Raw genomic sequence first — 17703 nt, 5'->3', positions numbered from 1 at the left:
CTAACGCGTGCCGGCGTACCGGCGCCCCTTTCTTTAGCTACTCTTCAGAGATCATGAAGCCAACTACCTTATTTGCTGCCCTGCTGGGTGTACTCGTGGGCGCAGGTGGCGCCATTTATTACGCCAAAAACGTATCGTCCCCCGCCATCGACAAACCAGTCAGCTCTGCCAGCACGACGCTAGCTGCCCAAGCCTTGACCCTGGGCCAATCCGTCTCAGGCGAACTGACCAGCAAGAGCTTCTTGAATCTGAGCGATGGCGTACGGAGCAGCCTGTTTGATGTAAAGGCCGAAGCCGGCCAGATTATCAAGATCAGCGTCAGCGGCCCTCTGCGTCCACAGATCAGCGTCCTGCGCAATGGCGAGCTGGTGACTCGCAGCCAGCGTTGTGAAGACTGCCCCGACAGCGAAACCAAGGGCCAAACCACCACGCTGGGCTTCAAGGCAGACTTCAACGACACCTACCAAGTCGTTGTGAGCGGTTTCAATACCAGCTCGTATGGTCCCTTCCAGGTTACGGTAGACACCTTGAAAGCCTATACCGGCGAGCCACTGAGCGCCGACCAGACCATTCACGATTGGGCTCTGGGCGGTCAGAAGCGTTACCGTTTGACTATCGACAAGGATGGTTTGTACAGCCTGGCCATGAAAGCCGAGCAAAGCAGCCTGGATGCCTATCTGAAGCTGATGGATCGCCGCGGCATGGAGCTGGCGTCGGACGATGACAGCGCTGGTGGTACCGATGCACGTTTGCAGATGTACCTGAAAGCGGGCGACTACATTGTTCAGGCCAGCTCGGCCATGGGCTCGCAGAACTTCCAGGGCGGCTTCTCGCTGGAAATCAAACCAGAAGAGATGACGGGCGAGATTGAGCTGAAAAACGGCGATAGCCTGAGCCTGGACGGTGAAGGCAAAACGGGTCTGTTTACCGGTGAGACTCAGACCTACAGCTTCACCCTGTCCGAACCCAAGCTGGTTACAGTGCAAATGGATGCCCAAGGCTTCCAGGCTTCGTTGGAAGTAGACTCCAGCACCGCCAGCCAGTACGGCGATGAAGCCGGTCAGCAACGGGTGCGTGGGGTACTGGCCGCAGGCGAGCATCAGGTCAAGATTTCGGGCTCCTCCCAGGCTGGGCTGTTTACCTTGTCGGCCACGGCCGATGAGGTTCCTGCCAATGCGGGTGGTGGCCTTTTGCTCGTGGGTGAGCCTCGTCAGGCCCTCATGCTGCAGGGCATTACCAGCGACAGCTACCAGTTGAATGTGCGTCAGGCTGGCCGCTACGTAATCGACATGACCTCACCAATCTTTGACACCTACCTGGTGCTGCGCAAAGACGGCCAAACCGTAGCCGAAGATGACGATAGCGGTGGCGATATGAACGCTCGTCTGGAGGTACAACTGGAAGTGGGCGAATACGAAGTGAAAGCCATGTCCTTGGGCAGCTATGAGCAAGACATGGAGTATGAGCTGTCAGTGCAACGTCTTTAAGAGCGGACTGACACGCTAGCATCAAGGCTGAAAGTTTCCGGACTTTCAGCCTTTTTTATATGGATAACGGCCTGGGCCTGCTCAGGAGCACCTACCTGAAATGCCCCGAACTTGCCCCATCGCTACAGGGCCTGCTATTTACCGTTATCCTCTCAACCCGCGCTTTCCTCCTCTCGCGTACCGGTTTTTCCCGTTTAGTCTGCTTACGATTTGCTCACTGTTTTTCTTGTAATTATAAATGCAAATCATTATCATTAATTTCATTATTGATGCACCGCCCTTTTAGCAGGAGCCCCGCATGCAGACACCCGTTCAACCGCCCCACCACGCCCTGAGCCAGCGCGACGAACTGGCCTGCTGGCGCCATTGGATTGCACAGGGAAACCTGGCCTTCCAGTCTCGAAATTACACCAACGCCCTGGCGCACTATCAACAAGCTCGCGCGTCTGTCCGGCCCCTGCTGTTTAATGCTTCGGATGGAGCTGACGCCACCATTGCCGCCTGGGTCATTGCCCATTTGAATCTGGCCGATGCCTGCGAACAGCTGGGTCAAAGCGACGAGCAGGGTCTGCACCTGTGCACCGCGCATGAAACCTTATGCTGCGCCGCAGCCAACACCCACCTGGCTGATGACTGGCGCATGGCTGCCTGGCAACATAGCCGACGCACGTATGCCGAGCTGGCGCGCTATGCACGTCGCTATCCTCACCATGTCGCGACCTGCTCTGCCCTGTTCTTGGGGGCGGTCAGCCCGCAGGAGCGCTCTTTTTCTCATTAAGTTTCATGGTGTCCCCCACATGCGACCGACCTGGGGTTTATCAAGGAGTGCGTTTTGCCTTACACCTTACCTGCCCTACCTTATCCCTACCATGCTTTGGAGCCGCATATCGACACCCGGACCATGGAGATTCACTACAGCAAACATCATCAGACCTATATCAATAATCTGAATGCGGCACTGGAGGCGGCCAAGCTGCCCTACCCGCCTATTGATCAACTGATAGCCGGCCTGGATACCGTGCCTGAACCCCTGCGCAATATCGTGCGCAACAATGGAGGCGGTCACGCCAATCACAGCCTGTTCTGGACCGTCATGACACCCGATGCCGACACCACCCTTCCCAAGGTTCTGGCGCATGCGATAGACCGGGATCTGGGTAGCTTCGCGCACTTCAAGGATGCCTTTACCAAAGCGGCGATTTCACGTTTTGGCAGTGGCTGGGCCTGGCTGAGTGTGACACCCGAAAAGAAACTGGTGGTGGAGAGCACCGGCAATCAGGACAGCCCGCTGATGCACGGCAACACGCCCATTCTGGGTCTGGACGTGTGGGAACACGCCTACTATCTGAAGTATCAAAATCGACGGCCCGAATACATTGCGGCTTTCTTTCAAGTGATCAATTGGCCCGAAGTGCTAAGAAGATATTTGGAAGCCCTTACATAAAACGGGTTTACTGTTTGTCATTTTCCAGCCCCTCATCCCCCTATCTTCCTATTCAACGATAGCTGGCACCAAGCGCTTTGGCGTGGCTCCTGTTGCACGCAACCCTCCGCCTTTGGAGGATTTTTGCGTTGTGAACCCAGCCCTACACAAGGCTGACGTCGAATCTGGGTTTGGCCCAATTGCGCTCACCATCATCAAACGCTATGTTAATTATCAGCACCCTTATCACACCCGTCCTCAGGCCCCCACATGTTGAGTCTCTGCGATCGTATTCAATCCCTGCGTTCTCTGTTTCACTTCGATGCGGTGCAACTTCTGGGGTGCGCGCCGCAAAGCCGTACGCATCTGGAATTGCATTGCGAAGGCTATAACCTGAACTGTGCCTCTGCCTTGGGGACGGGTTTTCCGCAGATCTATGCACCAGGCTTCACAGCCCAAGCCTCTCCCCACGATTTGCTACCACCCTCGATTTCAGAATGCTCGGACACCATGAATCCTCCTTTTCGCAGCACCGCCATCTATACCGATGCCTTGCTGCGTGGCGGGTTTCAGGATGGGATGACGGTCGAGCTGCAGCGTGGAGATTCCTATTTGGGGATGATTCACTTCTCCTCTCAACAAGCAGGAAGCTTCAATCGCCACGTTCGCACACTGGCGCTGGGCGCCAAGGTCTTGCTAGAGGAGGCCATGCAGAATATGGCCTGGCACCAAGGCACCATTTTGCATCTGGTACCCCAGGCCGGCGGGCTGGTCGTGCGCGAAGATATGCAAGCACAGGCGAACGCAATCAGCGGTACGCTGTTCAAAGCCCTGTCATTCATGGATCGGCAAACCTCCACGCTGCAGGCTTTCTGGCTGGAAGGCAGACAAAGCTACCGTTTACAGGCACAGCGCTTTCCGAAAGGAGATGTGCTGCTGCGACTGGTGCCCGCTGACTTGCCTGGTGGTCTGAGCGCAAAGGAAATGCAGGTACTGAGCTGGCTGCTTACGGGCCACACCGATCGGGAAATCGCCGCCAAGCTGTTTCTGAGTGAGCGCACCGTCCATTCGCATGTTACGTCCTTGCTGCGCAAGCTGGGCATTACCAGACGCACCGAAGCCGCTGTTAAAGCGGCTCTGAATCACTGGTATGTGCCGGATGCACAGGGTGCGATCCTGGCGGCGGTGCCCGGACTGTGCCACTAAAGAAGCAGTCCGGGATGCCGGTCCAGCCAGGCACTTCAGGAATTAACGCAGTCCACTCAACAAGGTTGCGGCTTCATCCACGCTAGCGCGCTCCGCATCCAAGAGCGTGTCGCCGCCCATCCCTCCCAGGAACTCCGCGTAAGGATCAGCCAGCGTGCGTACCCCGGTCAGTTCTTCAATCACGGCCTGGCCGCAAAATGGCAAGTAATGTGGGCTGTAACCCCCTTCCTGCACAAAAGCGATACGGCCTTCACAAACCTCTTCGGCACAGTCGATGATCTGACGCGCCATCTGGCGGAAACCGAACGCTGTCACCATCATGCGCGCCAAGGGGTCCATCATGCTGGCATCAAAACCCGAGCCCACGATAATCAGCTGCGGCTTGTAGCTCCGCAGCGCAGGCAGCACCACTTTCTCCATAGCATAAAGGTAAGCGGCATTCCCGCCGCCAGGAGGCAGGGGGATGTTCAAGTTGTAGCCCAGGCCTTCACCCTCACCGCGCTCAGTCGTGAAGCCGCTATTGGCCGGGAAGCACAGATGCTGGTGCAGGGAAATGGTCAGAACAGAAGGGTCATTCCACCAGATATCCTGCGTACCATTCCCGTGGTGCACGTCCCAATCCAGAATCGCGACACGATCCAGACCCAGCTCCTCGCGGGCATAGGCCGCCGCTACCGAGGTATTATTGAAAATGCAAAAACCCATTGCCCCGGCACGGGGTGCATGGTGGCCGGGAGGATTGACCAGCGCATAGCCGTTGCTGACTTCACGGCTGACCACTTTCTTGACCAGCTCAATGGCGCCACCCGCAGACAGCATGGCAATTTCCAGCCCGCCATTGCCCATGGTGGTAATACCGTCCCCCGTGTCGCCCCCGGTGGGCAAGGCGCTGACGCGTTTCATGTTTTCCAGATGCTCGGCCGTATGAACACGCAAAATATCCTTGTCGCGTGCCGGCTTGGCCTGGATGCTGGTCAGATGATCAATTTGACCGGAGGCGCAAACCAGTTCGTGAAAGCGGCGCTTCGTATCAGGATGAGCCAGGTGGTGGCTGATCGGCTGTAAACGAGCTCCCAGATTGGCCGATGCAAGACTGCCCGTACCAGTATCCACCCAGCCGTAAAGCGTATTCCAGATGTATCCTGTTGCCATGTCGTCTCCTTTATTTTGGTTTGTGTGGCACAACCATAGTAGGGATTTAGACAACAGAACGAATCCGTAGGATTGCCGAATTTATAAACTGATCAGACAGCCCTCACGGCAAAAAAGGCAGAGGACACTCGTTTGCCGTGGGTGATTTCTGCCTCTCTCGTTGAGCTGATGTATGTATAGACGACGCGCAATGGCCAAGGCTTAAACCAGCTCTGCAACATTGATTATTCTTGCGCTGCATGCCTCAACCAACTCGGCATCGTAGCTGGCGAACAGCACAACACGATCGTGTGACCAGATCTGAAACTGTTCAGCCAAGGCAGCACGAGCCTGCATATCCAGGCCATTGCTCGGGCCATCAGCAATGATTACAGCCGGGTCACCTAAGGCGGCCGCCGTCAGAAACACCTTGCGCCGCGTTCCGGTCGACATCTGCTCAAAGCGCTTGTCCAGGTGCGGTTCCAAGCCCAAGCGACAGGCCAGATCCAGTACAGTGTCATCCACGTGGGTCTGCTTTTCTGTGGCGATTTGCTCCAGCAGCGCTCGGCCAGTCTGAGACGGAAACAACATGCAGTTGTCGGGCACATACGCCATGCGGGCGCGTGCTCGTCGGGGGGCTTTCATTAGCGAATGCCCATCTACCCACACTTCCCCCGTATCTGGTTCGAGCAAGCCAGCGATGATGTTCAGCAAGGTGGACTTGCCGGTACTGTCTTCTTCACAGAGCGCCACGCAGCCTGGCTGAAATGTATGAGTCAGTCCCTTGAAAACGGGATAGTCACCATAGTTTTTACTGAGATTGTCTATGCGTAGCATGCTGGAAATCACTGCCAAAGAAGCGCCCGGACAGTTACAAGATGCGCTGACGGGGCGGGATGAAAAACAAGTCGGGCACTACCCCGAACAGGGGCTTTAGTATAGGGCTTTATGGGCGGCTGTTTGGACTGCCTGCCGTGCCTTGGTCATGCGGGAGTCACCGGCTATGGGGCAAGGGCCGTGTCGAACAAAAGCGGGGCGGACCGCCATGCTCAGCTCTGTAGCCAAAGCCAGAAAATAGCCTGAATCAAAGCCGGCTTGTTCAGGCAATTTTTTCCCGCATGGCCACACCTAAGCCAATGCAGTATCCAGCAACATCATCAAAACAAAACCTATCATCAGACCGCCGGTTGCAAAGCTTTCATGCCCTTGTCGGTGTGATTCCGGAATAATTTCATGACTGATGACAAACAGCATGGCACCGGCGGCAAAGCCTAAACCAAAAGGCAGCAGCATCAGCGAACTGCTGACAGCAACGGCACCGAGCACCGCCCCTAAGGGCTCAACCAGACCGCTGGCCATGCCTAGAACCACCGCAAACGTACGGCTGTATCCCGCCGCCAGCAAAGCCAGCGCTACCACCAGCCCTTCAGGCACGTCCTGAATGGCAATCCCTGTGGCCAAGGCATTGGCACGTACGCCTTCATTACCTACATATCCCACCCCAATCGCCAAGCCTTCCGGGAAGTTGTGCAAGGTAATGGCGATGACAAACAGCCAAGCTCGACGCATGGTAGCCGAGGAGGAGCGGCTCGAACCTTCACGCCCCTTGATGAAATGCTCATGAGGCAGGATACGATCCAGCAGCATTAAAGCAGCAGCGCCCAGCAGGATTGACAAGCCGACAGCCAAACCCGCCCCCCAGGCGCCAGGGCCAAACACCTGCTGTTGCTTTGCCGCTTCCAGCCCCGGCAAAACCAGCGAAAAGGCACAGGCAGCCAACATCACCCCCGCCCCAAAACCATACAGCGTATCTTGCGTGCGCTGCGACATGGTTTGAGAAAACATGACGGGTATGGTGCCTAGCGCCGTAGCCAGTGCCGCGATGGAGCCTCCTACCAGGGCCTGTAAAACCACCGGGTGATCTTGCGCGTACAACCAGAACTGATGACAGATCGCCCAGACGCCCCCCATGGAAATGATGAGTCCAACCCACAGGCGCAAGTGTTGGCGCCAGTTCGGCGATATTCCCTTATTGGGCGAAAAATAGAGACTTGATTTCAGTTTCATCGCCATGCACCCCCAGAAAATGACGCCATCCAGGTATGCCTCTGACAGACGCAAAGAGCTGCAAAACCGCTCCTGCAAAGGCATGGATGCCGTATCAACCATCATAGCGACTTCATCTGCGATTTAAAATACAAAAACAGAAACAATAACAATTCTCATTAGCACTTCAACAAATAAACCACAATCGATGCGATCAGCGTGGGGCTGGATGGCAATCCAGCCTGCTTTTTGTACTTTATAGTGCGATGCTAAACCGAATTAATGCTGCCTCACGCTGTTTGTACATCCTGTTTGATCGCCTCCAAGGCCTGGACCCGCTCAGCCACGGCGTTTTCCAATTGAATCAGCTCCTGCGTGAGCTGCTCCAGGCGTTGTTCAGCCTGCTCCACCACCTGTACCGCCCTCTCTTGGGCGCTATTCATCACCGCCTCACTCAAGCTGATGTACAGGCGGTTGTAGTCGATCAGTGGCGCCTGCCCTCCCCCCGGCTCCTGGAAAACGTCATAGCCTATATGAGCAGGCAGATTCAGCGTCGGCAAGTCTGGCTGCGACAGCTGAAAGTTCGCCAGGGTAGTCCGGCTTAACTCGGCAAATTCCTTGCCCAGATTCTGGGCGAGATCGTTACGCACGGCGGCCACATCTTGCTGGGCCGCATGTTGTTCAAGCACTGCAGGCAATTGGGGCACCACCCGCCGCCAGCTACCTTCGGCCAATAGGTGTACGGCATCCTGCAAAACAAGCCTTTGCTCTTGGATACGTTGATGCAGTCGGGCAGCGGCCTGTTCCATCTCCACCGTCAAGGGCTCCAGAATAGCCTCTTCTAGATGATGTAATTGCAGTTCAGCAGGTTTGCGTCGCTTGTAGGCCAAAGCGGGCTCCAGCATGTTTTGCAGTGCCACGTATAAACGTGCAAACCCCGCCTGCTCCAACCCCTGCTCTTCATCCTGTTGGCTGCGCGCCATGTGAACAGACAGGGACACAGCCGGTTTGAGCACATCCCTGTCCAGCCCCCAATAGCTCAGGGCCTGCGCTGCCCGCGTCATGACGTCCTCTTCTTGCAGTTGACGATTATCAGCTGTCTTGTTGCAAAGCACTTTGACGATCTCGTCGTCGATCTCATCTTCCTCAATGCGATCACTGCGGGTAATTACAGGCAGCAAAGGCTTGTTGCGGCGCAATTCCACCCGCAGACCCTCCAGCTCATGAACTTGCCCCGGCGCACTGGAACTGCTCAGCCACAAAAGTGCATCCGTGCTTTCCAGAAACTGCTGTGTCAACGCCGCGTTATGGGCATTGACCGAATGCAGGCCGGGGGTATCGAGCAAGACCAGCTTGTCGCCTAGACAAACGCCTTGCAAGGCCACGGTGGTTTCTGTAGCGCCTTCCTGAAAACCCTCGGGCATGGCCTGCAACTGCCCCTTTTCCAGACGAAAAAAATCCACACGCTGCCCATGACGGCGAAACCGCTCGGCAAGGAAGTTGCACAAGGAACTTTTCCCGGCATTAAAGGAGCCGAACACCAGCAGCATGATACGGTCGCGGAAATGCTCCGCCAGCTCTTGCGCTGGTATCAACGCAGTCCACGAGGTCGCCCAGCCTGCCCGGTGTTCCTGTAGCTGCTGGTTCAAATGCCCGACCGCGCGCGCCAAAGTCCCCTGCTCATGCAATCCAGTGTCGGACAAGACCTGGGTCAAGGTGGCTTGCTCCAATTCCGTCAACCACTGTTCCATTCTGGTAATACCGGGCTGACTTTCCTGGCAGGCAGGCTGCAGATCGGCGATTGCCCGGATAAGGATGCTTTCCACTGACATCAGCCCCCCTCCAAGAGCGCCAATTCCTCCAGAGCCTGGCGGGTCTGCTGAAGCTGTTTCTGGCTTGTCTCGATCTGTGCTTCCAACGCCCTGCGGCCATCCGAAATCTCAAAATAATGCGTGAAATCCTGGACCAGTTTGTCGCGCCCGGCCTGCTCGCAGAAGATGCGGCGCAGATCGGCACGGTACTTCACCGACACACCCATCACCGCAATCATGACGGTGTCCATACTGCGCACCGAGGTCTGTTGCGCTGCAGGTAAACCCACGGCACCGTATTCCACCAGATGACCATTGATCGCAATACACGCACGCGAATAGGCGATCTGCAACCGGGCACGCTCTTGCTTGCCCGCTGTCATCTTGAAGCCGAATTCGGCCGTATCCGGCACCAGCGAATGGTCCACCCCCGCGGCATTGACCAGCGGTTCCAGATCCTTCTCGATGCCTTCCAGAACCTTGCGCAAACCCTCAACAAAATCAATATGCTGCTGCCTTTGCGTCTGCTGCAGGCTGTGCAGACTTTGCTCTTGCATCTGCTGCAAGGCGCTCAATTCTTGCGTCAGCTCGGTCAGCAAGGCGTCGCGCTCGAACTCGCGGGCTTGCGGCACACGCTTCAAGGCGGCTTCCAAAGAAGCCTGCAAAGCCAGAATGCCACTTTTCTCCAGCATGCGCGGCTTGCCACCGTCGCGGCCCTGACGATAACGGGTGCTGGAGACGGGGTGCAGCAAGCAGCCTGGGCATTGCTGTGCAATCGAATCAAGCACTTTCTCTTGCTGCTGCTCGTCGGCCAATTGGTCGATCTGGCTGATCACCAACAGAGTCTGACGCCGCGAACGCTGGTGATCTGCGGCCAACTCCTGCAACAAGCTGCTTTCCAACGCGTCCAGCTCACCTTCTTTGGCTGCGTGGACAAAGAGGCGGATATCAGCCTGCAAACCCAGCGCCTCGCGAGCCAGCGCATCATCTTGCAAGGCCACGTCTGCGTACAGACCCGGTGCGTCCAACCAGCGCACACCTTCATGCACATGCTCGGCCAGCGAAATCGTTTCGCGACGGTCGGCCACATTGAAAATATCGCTGCCCATCAACTCATTGAGCAAACGGCTTTTGCCGTGATTGTATTTGCCGACCACGGTCACGGTGGGCGGCACCTCTTTTTGGAGGAGGACGCGCAGACGGTCCAGGTCCCAGCGGCGCTGCGGCAGCACGGCCAACACGGCGTCCCAGACATGATCGAGGGATACTGCCAACTGATTCATAGTCTCTTCCTTTTCTCATTTTTGCCAGAGCCCAGCACCCAATAGGCCAGCAGGCCAAAGACCACGCCCCAAAAGGCGGCACCCAGCCCAAACAGACTCATGCCCGAGGCGCTTGTCAAAAACGTAATGACAGACGGCTCGATATAAGCATCCTCACTGGTCATTGCCCGCATATTGGCCACAATGGCTCCAATCAGTGCCAGACCGGCCAGCGCCGCGATCAGCGAGGCGGGTAAGGCAGTAAACAAATACACAATTGAGCCGGCAAAGGTGCCGCCCAAAAGATAAAACACGCCATTGGCGACACCGGCCATATAACGCCTGCCTGGATCGGGATGGGCATCCTTGCCAGTACACAAGGCCGCAGTAATCGAGGACAACACGGTGGTGATGCCGCCAAAGCAGGCCATCCCTATCGAGGCCAAACCCGTGCCGACAAGAATGGGGCGTGACGGTGTGGGATAGCCGGCCAATTGCAGTACCGCCATGCCGGGCAGGTACTGGCCTGTCAAACTGACCAGCACCAGGGGCAAGGTCAGACTGAGCAGGGTCGCGATATTGAATGCGGGACTGATCCAGACCGGGCTGGCCACCGCCAACTCAAAAGCGTCCAGTTGCACCTGCCCACTGAGCATTGCCATCCCGAATCCCGACAAGGCCACCAGGACAATCGCATAACGCGGCAAGAGGCGTTTGCCCAGCACATACACCGCCACCATCACCAGCACGATAGCGGGCATTTCGCCACTGGCCTGGAACGTCGCCAGCCCGAACTGCAACAAAATACCGGCCATCATGCCGGCGGCGATTCCTTTAGGAATAAAAGAGAGAATCTTCTCAAATCCACCGCTCAAACCAATCAGGACGATAATCAGGGCGGCGCTGAGATACGCGCCCACCACTTCGGGCATGGTGATGCCGGGAAACAGGGTCAACAGCAAGGCCGTGCCCGGTGCAGACCAGGCGGTAATAATGGGCAGCTTTAACCACGCACTCAGGACCAAGCCGCTCAGGCCGGCACCTATGGAAATGGCCCAAACCCAGGAAATCAGCTCTGCCTGGGCAATTCGTCCGACCTGTGCGGCCTGGATAAAGATCAGCAAGGGTCCGGCATAGGCAATCAAGACCGACAAAAACCCCGCCACCCAAACGGATGCCGAACCAGTTTTCAATCCCATCGTTTTGTCTCCCCAGACGGGTTATCAGCATAGTCAACGGACACGGCCCTAGGCCGTGCTGGGATCGCAGCCTGGTTTTTTTATTATTGGCCCGTCCCCAGGAACAAACGCCCTGCCAAGCAACCGCAAGCCCAAAGCACCACGCGGGAGATCTTCTTGTGGTCACCCCCCACAGCAGGGCACAGGGCAAAAGTATGGCACGGGCATGCTTCTTATCGCTGGCCGCCTCCGGACCAGCAAGGTGTCCGCAAGGCAGCCATATTCTGAGCCGTATAGGACAGTCAGGTTTTAAATGGCCGACGGGTGGGTGGCCAAGGGTGTCACGTTGATCTGCATATAGGGGAACAAGGGCAAGGCACTGAGCAGATTGTGCAGCTCTTCATTGCTCTCTACATCGAACACGCTGTAGTTGGCGTACTGACCCACCACACGCCAGATATGCGGCCACTTGCCAGAACGTTGCAGATCCTGCGAGTAGGCTTTTTCTTCGGCCTTGATGCGAGCAGCCTCTTCGGCCGGCAGGGAGTCAGGGATATCAACAATCATGTGTACCAGATAAAGCATGGTGTTCCTTTCTAAAAACAAGCGCTCGGGCACTTAGGCCTGGGCTAAAAAATTCAGTACGGCACGCTCGAAGGCTTCGGGCGCTTCCAGGTTGGACAGATGCGAGGCCGGTACGACCGCCACGGTGGAACCAGGAATACGGGCTTGCATGGCCTGGGCATCGGCAACCGTTGTAACCGGGTCCCACTGGCCCGCGACCAGTAACGTCGGTGCCGCAATACGGCTGATCTGATCACGCAGATCCGACTCGGCCAAGGCATCACAGCAAGCGGCATAACCCAGGGGGTCCAGCTTGGCCAGTGCGTCCTGCATGGCTTTGACCAACTGCGGCGATTGCTGGATGAAGGCCTCACCGAACCAGCGCGACGGCGCCGAATCGGCCAAGGTACGCATCTGAGCGGCACCGCCTTGACGCAACGCCTCGGCGCGTTCCTGCCAGGCTTGGGCGGTACCAATCTTGGCCGCACTGTTGCACACGATCAACGCATTCAAGCGCTCCGGCGCATTCACCCCCAACCATAAACCGGTGTGCCCCCCCATGGACAGGCCGCAAAACGCAGCGCGTTCAATATCCAGCGCATCCAGAATCGCCAGCACATCACGCCCCAAATCCTTGAAACAGTATGGGCCAGGAGTCACCGGGCTGCCGCCATGACCACGAGTGTCATAACGAATCAGGCGATAAGACTGGGCGAAACCGGCCACCTGTGGGTCCCACATCTCGTGTGTGGTGCCCAGGGAGTTGCTCAGAATCAGGGCCGGAGCCAGCGGATCGCCTTGCACGCTGACGCGGAACATGCCCTGTGCGGTATTCAAGATGCCAGTGCTGCCTGTCATTGCTCTTCTTCCCGCGCAGCTGGGGCGATGGGCAAACCAATCATTTCCTCCAGAGCGTCATGGGTCAAACCGGGCACCAGATCGATCAACTGCAAACCGTCCGGCGTGCAGGCCAAGGTAGCCAGATCGGTGTAAACGCGTTTGACGCAGGCAAGCCCCGTCAGGGGATAGGTGCAATGCTCCACCAGCTTGCTCGCACCTTGCTTGGTCAACACATCCATCATGACCCAAGTCTGTTTGGCGCCAATCGCCAGGTCCATGGCACCGCCGACCGCTGGGATCGCGCCCGGTTCGCCGGTACTCCAATTGGCCAGATCACCCGTGGCCGACACCTGGAAAGCACCCAGCACACAAATATCCAGGTGACCGCCCCGCATCATGCCGAAACTGTCGGCATGATGGAAAAATGCGCCCCCGGGCAGGAGAGTCACCGCCTGCTTGCCCGCATTGATCAGGTCGTAATCCTCCTGACCGGCAGCCGGTGCCGGGCCCATGCCCAAAATACCGTTCTCACTGTGCAAAACGACTTCCACGCCAGCGGGCAAATGATTGGCGACCAACGTCGGCATGCCAATACCCAGATTCACATAGGCACCGTCATGAATGTCCCGGGCGACGCGCTGCGCCAATTCGTCTTTGCTGCGACGTTGATAACTGAGTGTCATGCTGTCCTCTTTCATGCTCTGTCCATTCATGCCTTGAACCCGCCTGCTTCTGTGCGACTGCGTGGCACCACCACGACGCGACGCACATGAATGCCCGGCGTCACGATGGTTTCAGGGTCCAGCTGACCCAGCTCAACCAGCTCGAACACACTGACAATCGTGGTGCGCGCCGCCGTCGCCATGACCGGACCGAAGTTGCGCGCCGCCATGCGGTAAGTCAAATTCCCCCAACGGTCTCCCCGTTCGGCCTTGATCAGGGCGACATCGCCGTGAATGGGCTCTTCATAGACATGCCAGCGTCCGTTGATCAAACGTGTTTCCTTGCCCTTGGCCAATTCCGTACCATAGCCTGTAGGGCAAAAAAAGCCGCCGATGCCTGCACCAGCAGCGCGCAACCGTTCGGCCAGATTGCCCTGCGGCACCAGCTCCAGCTCGATCTTGCCACTGCGATACAGATCATCAAATACCCAGGAGTCTGCCTGACGGGGAAAGCTGCAGATAATCTTGCGGACCCGGCCAGTCTTGAGTAAGGCCGCCAGCCCCACATCGCCGTTACCTGCATTATTGTTGACGATGGTCAGGTCGCGAGCGCCTTGCTCGATCAAACCGTCGATCAGCTCCGTGGGTATGCCAGCCGTTCCAAAACCACCGACCAGAATCGTGGCGCCGTCCTGCACATCATGCAAAGCCTGTGCAACACTGCTTACCTGTTTATCGATCACTCCGTTCTCCGTATAAAGCGCTGACGCTACGGATGGGCTCAGCCCTGACGTCAGGCACAGCAAAAACAAATCAGCCCAACGCCCCGTTTAACAAGTAAACGCGGGCGCTGGACTGATGCAGAACTTAGGCGGCCAGACGCGGACGATTCACAATCTGGTTGTCCTTACCGTCGACCAGCGGGGTCAAGGCAATATCAAACACGATCTCTGCAAAAGGACCATCCAGGTTTTCAGCCGCGATGCGGGCGGGGTCCGTCTGCTCGGTCAGGGGCGGAACCAGACCTTCACGGGTGGCATAGGCAAAGTCGTCGTACACCAGCGGATCGCCATCAATATTGATCTGCGTGGTCAGTTTACGGTGGCCGGGAGCCGTCACAAAGAAGTGAATATGCGCAGGACGGTTGCCGTGACGGCCCAGCTCGTTGAGCAAGCCTTGGGTTGGGCCATCGGGAGGACAGCCGTAACCCTTGGGCACAATGCTCTGGAATTTGTAGCGACCATTCTCATCGGTAATGATGGTGCGACGCATATTAAAAGCTTGTTGCTCGCCAGTGGGGTCAAAGTGGGAGTAAAAACCCTTCGTGTTGGCGTGCCAGACTTCAACCTGGGCACCCGCAATTGGCTTGCCATCCGCACCCGCGACCACACCATGCATGATCAGGGTTTCACCCGCGGTATCGGAACCGTCGTCCAGACGGGCAAAACCGTGCTCCACCGGAGCGCCCGACACGTACAAGGGGCCTTCAATGGTACGGGGGGTCCCGTTGTCCAGACCCAGTTCCTTGTCCAGCGCATCCATGCGCATGTCCAGGAAACGGTCAAAGCCCAGACCGGGGGACAACAGGCCCGCTTCGCTGGCGGTGCCCAAACGGTTTAGATAGGCGATCGCCGCCCAGTATTCGTCGTTGGTGATTTCCAGATCTTCAATGGTCTTGAACAGATCGCTGATGATGCGGTGCATGATCTGCTTGACGCGTGGATTGCCACCGGGCTGATCCAGGCCCGAGGCCAAACGCAGGAAGTCCTGTACATCGGGGGTATCGAAAATCTTAACGCTCATTCTATGTCTCCTAATATCCTGAAAAAAGTGTTCCCAGCAACGCCGCTACGACTGGCTTGCCGATGCGCCTAGGCAGCCGAGCCAACACTGACGTGTGTCCTGTCGCGACGGAAATACTGGACACGATCCTCGTCCAGTACGATACCCAAACCCGGCCCTTGAGGTATCTGTAATTCAAAATTGCTGTATTTGAGTGGCTCTGCCAGAATTTCCTCGGTCAAGAGCAAAGGCCCGAACAACTCCGTGCCCCACTGCAACTGGTTGACGGTGGCAAACACATGAGCCGCCGCAATCGTGCCGATCGCCCCTTCCAGCATCGTGCCGCCATACAGCTCAATCCCCGCTGCTTCAGCAATGGCCGCAACCTGCATGGCAGCCCGCAAACCGCCAGACTGTTCAATCTTGATTGCAAACACATCCGCTGCACCGTCGCGTGCCAGCGCAAAGGCGGAGGCCGGGCCAGTCAGGGACTCATCGGCCATCAAAGCAATCGGAAAGCGGCCTTTCAGCTCAGCCATCGCCTCGGCGCGTCGTACCGGCTGCTCCACCAAGGAGCAAGCTGCATCCACCAGACCAGCCAAACCATGCTGAGCCTGCAAGGGGCTCCAGGCCATGTTCACGTCCACACGCACTTCGGCGCGATCGCCCAACGCCTTCTTGATGGCAGCCACGTGCGCCACATCATCCTTGACGGGACGACGACCAATTTTGAGTTTGAAAATACGGTGACGTGCCTGGGCCAACATGCGCTCGGCCTCATCAATGTCCTTGGCGGTGTCACCCGACGCCAGTGTCCAGGCAACAGGCAGGCTGTCGCGCATGCGGCCGCCCAGCAGGTGCGAAACCGGCAGACCGGCACGCTTGCCCAGGGCATCAAACAGCGCCGTTTCCACCGCACTCTTGGCAAAACGGTTGTCCTGAATCGCCGTGTTCAGACGAGCCATGATGGCCGGCACCGCATTGGCATTGGCTCCCAGCAGCAAAGGGGTGAAATAGGTGTCGATGGCCAGCTTCATACCCTCGGGCGATTCCGCGCCATAGGCCAGACCACCGATGGTCGTACCCTCGCCCACCCCCACCGAACCGTCCGAGCAATACAAACGCACCAGCATCAAGGTCTGGCCTTGCATGGTCGTCATCGCCAATTGATGAGGTCGGATCGTGGGCAGATCCAGCAGCAAAGTCTCCACCCGCTCGATCAGGGCCGGCGCTGCTAATAGTTGAGAAGATTGCGTGTGTTCCATGCCTTGATTGAACACGAATCAGCCCTGCTCTTTCCAAGACTAAATAGGTCTAGTTCCATACCTTACAGGTATAGTTTCTGATATAAATATTAAAAATCAAGAATTTAAACTTCATCAATCTAGCCCAGGTATGGTTTTCCCTTATGGATCTACGCCAACTCAAGTACTTTGTCGCTGTAGCCGAAACCCGCAACTTCACCCGGGCGTCCGAACGCCTGCACATGGCCCAGCCACCGCTGAGCCGACAGATCCAACTGTTGGAAGAAGAGCTGGGTGTGACCTTGCTGCTGCGCAATTCCCGACCTCTGCGGCTGACGGAGGCGGGGCGGGTGTTTTATGAACAGTCCTTGCAGATTCTGAGCCGGGTGGACCAACTCGTACACACCACTCGGCAGATCGGGCTGAATCAGCGCCAAACCCTGTCGATTGGCTTTGTCGCCTCCACCCTGTATGGCGGCCTGCCCGCGCTAATGCGCAAACTGCGCCATCAGTACCCGGAAGTCGACTTGCAAACCGTGGAGCTGACATCCATGCAGCAACTGGAGGCCTTGAAGTCAGGACGGATTGATGTGGGGTTCGGTCGAATACGGCTCAATGATGCGTCCGTGCAAAGAACGGTGTTGCGGGAAGAGCAACTGGCCCTGGCCATTCCCCCCAGCTCGGATCTGGCCAGTTCGGACAAGGCTGTGAGCTTGAAAAAAGTGCAAGGGCAAAAGTTGATTGTCTATCCCAAAGAGCCCAGGCCCAGCTTTGCCGATCACGTACTGCACCTGCTGCACGACCACAGCGTGCGTCCGGCTGAAGTCTATGAAGCGGGGGAAATTCAAGCCGCCTTGGGGCTGGTGGCTGCCGATTCGGGACTGTGCCTGATTCCTACTTCGGCACGCCTGCGCAACGATCTGCACTATCGCTTGATCGAAGAAGCGCAGGCGACCTCACCGATTATTCTGACGCACAGGATAAATGATCAGGCCTGGTATATCGAGGCGATCAAAAGCCTGGTGGCCGACATGTAAAAGATGGTCACGCTGGGTCAAACAATCGGA

At 57.1% G+C, this 17703-nt stretch carries 17 protein-coding genes; 5 read left to right on the top strand and 12 right to left on the bottom strand.

The features are described 5' to 3' along the window. The first annotated feature begins 53 nt into the window (after positions 1–53). The 4 genes from ACOZ42_RS07275 to ACOZ42_RS07260 all read left to right on the top strand — a co-directional run bounded on the left by ACOZ42_RS07275 (position 54) and on the right by ACOZ42_RS07260 (position 4116). Positions 54–1487 (top strand): hypothetical protein, encoded by a 1434-nt coding sequence (locus ACOZ42_RS07275; RefSeq protein WP_426345756.1) that lies wholly within the window; start codon positions 54–56, stop codon positions 1485–1487. 298 nt (positions 1488–1785) lie between these two features. Further along, on the top strand, positions 1786–2265 hold the full coding sequence (locus ACOZ42_RS07270) for a hypothetical protein (protein WP_003801203.1): 480 nt from the start codon (positions 1786–1788) through the stop codon (positions 2263–2265). Between the two features lie 54 nt (positions 2266–2319). Continuing rightward, positions 2320–2931 carry a superoxide dismutase gene (locus tag ACOZ42_RS07265; protein ID WP_003801205.1) on the top strand — a complete coding sequence of 204 codons (612 nt, stop codon included), beginning with the start codon at positions 2320–2322 and terminating at the stop codon, positions 2929–2931. Between the two features lie 249 nt (positions 2932–3180). Then, the gene (locus ACOZ42_RS07260; protein WP_426345755.1) at positions 3181–4116 is read left to right on the top strand and encodes a helix-turn-helix transcriptional regulator; all 936 of its coding nucleotides are present in this window, start codon (positions 3181–3183) and stop codon (positions 4114–4116) included. A 42-nt stretch (positions 4117–4158) separates the two neighbouring features. On the opposite strand, the gene ACOZ42_RS07255 is transcribed toward ACOZ42_RS07260, so the two are convergent. The 12 genes from ACOZ42_RS07255 to ACOZ42_RS07200 form a co-directional block, all read right to left on the bottom strand. After that, complete coding sequence (locus ACOZ42_RS07255) at positions 4159–5268, bottom strand: class II histone deacetylase (protein WP_426345754.1); 1110 nt, start codon at positions 5266–5268, stop codon at positions 4159–4161. A 201-nt stretch (positions 5269–5469) separates the two neighbouring features. Further along, on the bottom strand, positions 5470–6084 hold the full coding sequence (locus tag ACOZ42_RS07250) for an ABC transporter ATP-binding protein (RefSeq protein WP_059317711.1): 615 nt from the start codon (positions 6082–6084) through the stop codon (positions 5470–5472). 291 nt (positions 6085–6375) lie between these two features. Continuing rightward, positions 6376–7218 (bottom strand): ZIP family metal transporter, encoded by an 843-nt coding sequence (locus ACOZ42_RS07245; protein WP_426345843.1) that lies wholly within the window; start codon positions 7216–7218, stop codon positions 6376–6378. A 365-nt stretch (positions 7219–7583) separates the two neighbouring features. Next, a complete protein-coding gene (locus tag ACOZ42_RS07240) occupies positions 7584–9125 on the bottom strand; it encodes a dynamin family protein (protein ID WP_426345753.1) in 1542 nt (513 codons plus the stop codon). Next, a complete protein-coding gene (locus ACOZ42_RS07235) occupies positions 9125–10387 on the bottom strand; it encodes a GTPase (RefSeq protein WP_426345752.1) in 1263 nt (420 codons plus the stop codon). The genes ACOZ42_RS07240 and ACOZ42_RS07235 overlap by 1 nt, the downstream gene beginning before the upstream one ends. Beyond that, positions 10384–11565 carry a benzoate/H(+) symporter BenE family transporter gene (locus ACOZ42_RS07230; protein WP_426345751.1) on the bottom strand — a complete coding sequence of 394 codons (1182 nt, stop codon included), beginning with the start codon at positions 11563–11565 and terminating at the stop codon, positions 10384–10386. The genes ACOZ42_RS07235 and ACOZ42_RS07230 overlap by 4 nt, the downstream gene beginning before the upstream one ends. Positions 11566–11853: 288 nt before the next feature. Beyond that, positions 11854–12129 carry a muconolactone Delta-isomerase gene (gene catC, locus ACOZ42_RS07225; protein ID WP_003801221.1) on the bottom strand — a complete coding sequence of 92 codons (276 nt, stop codon included), beginning with the start codon at positions 12127–12129 and terminating at the stop codon, positions 11854–11856. A 33-nt stretch (positions 12130–12162) separates the two neighbouring features. Continuing rightward, positions 12163–12966: a 3-oxoadipate enol-lactonase gene (pcaD, locus tag ACOZ42_RS07220; RefSeq protein WP_301607319.1), complete on the bottom strand. Its 804-nt coding sequence runs from the start codon at positions 12964–12966 to the stop codon at positions 12163–12165. Continuing rightward, a complete protein-coding gene (locus ACOZ42_RS07215; protein WP_003801224.1) occupies positions 12963–13661 on the bottom strand; it encodes a 3-oxoacid CoA-transferase subunit B in 699 nt (232 codons plus the stop codon). The genes pcaD and ACOZ42_RS07215 overlap by 4 nt, the downstream gene beginning before the upstream one ends. Further along, entirely contained in the window at positions 13658–14353 is a 696-nt protein-coding gene (locus ACOZ42_RS07210) for a 3-oxoacid CoA-transferase subunit A (RefSeq protein ID WP_426345750.1), read from the bottom strand. Before ACOZ42_RS07210 ends, ACOZ42_RS07215 begins: the two co-directional genes overlap by 4 nt. 124 nt (positions 14354–14477) lie before the next feature. Continuing rightward, on the bottom strand, positions 14478–15413 hold the full coding sequence (gene catA / locus ACOZ42_RS07205; RefSeq protein ID WP_003801229.1) for a catechol 1,2-dioxygenase: 936 nt from the start codon (positions 15411–15413) through the stop codon (positions 14478–14480). A gap of 68 nt (positions 15414–15481) precedes the next feature. After that, positions 15482–16657 carry a muconate/chloromuconate family cycloisomerase gene (locus tag ACOZ42_RS07200; protein WP_207307409.1) on the bottom strand — a complete coding sequence of 392 codons (1176 nt, stop codon included), beginning with the start codon at positions 16655–16657 and terminating at the stop codon, positions 15482–15484. 143 nt (positions 16658–16800) lie between these two features. Here ACOZ42_RS07200 and ACOZ42_RS07195 point away from each other — a divergent pair, with 143 nt between their 5' ends. Further along, positions 16801–17673 (top strand): LysR family transcriptional regulator, encoded by an 873-nt coding sequence (locus tag ACOZ42_RS07195; protein ID WP_003801232.1) that lies wholly within the window; start codon positions 16801–16803, stop codon positions 17671–17673. Positions 17674–17703 lie beyond the last annotated feature (30 nt).

The organism is Alcaligenes sp. HNGD-HTN06, from assembly GCF_049932565.1.
GTDB classification, from domain to species: Bacteria; Pseudomonadota; Gammaproteobacteria; order Burkholderiales; family Burkholderiaceae_B; genus Alcaligenes; species Alcaligenes ammonioxydans.
This window is presented reverse-complemented; position numbering and strand designations above follow the sequence as displayed.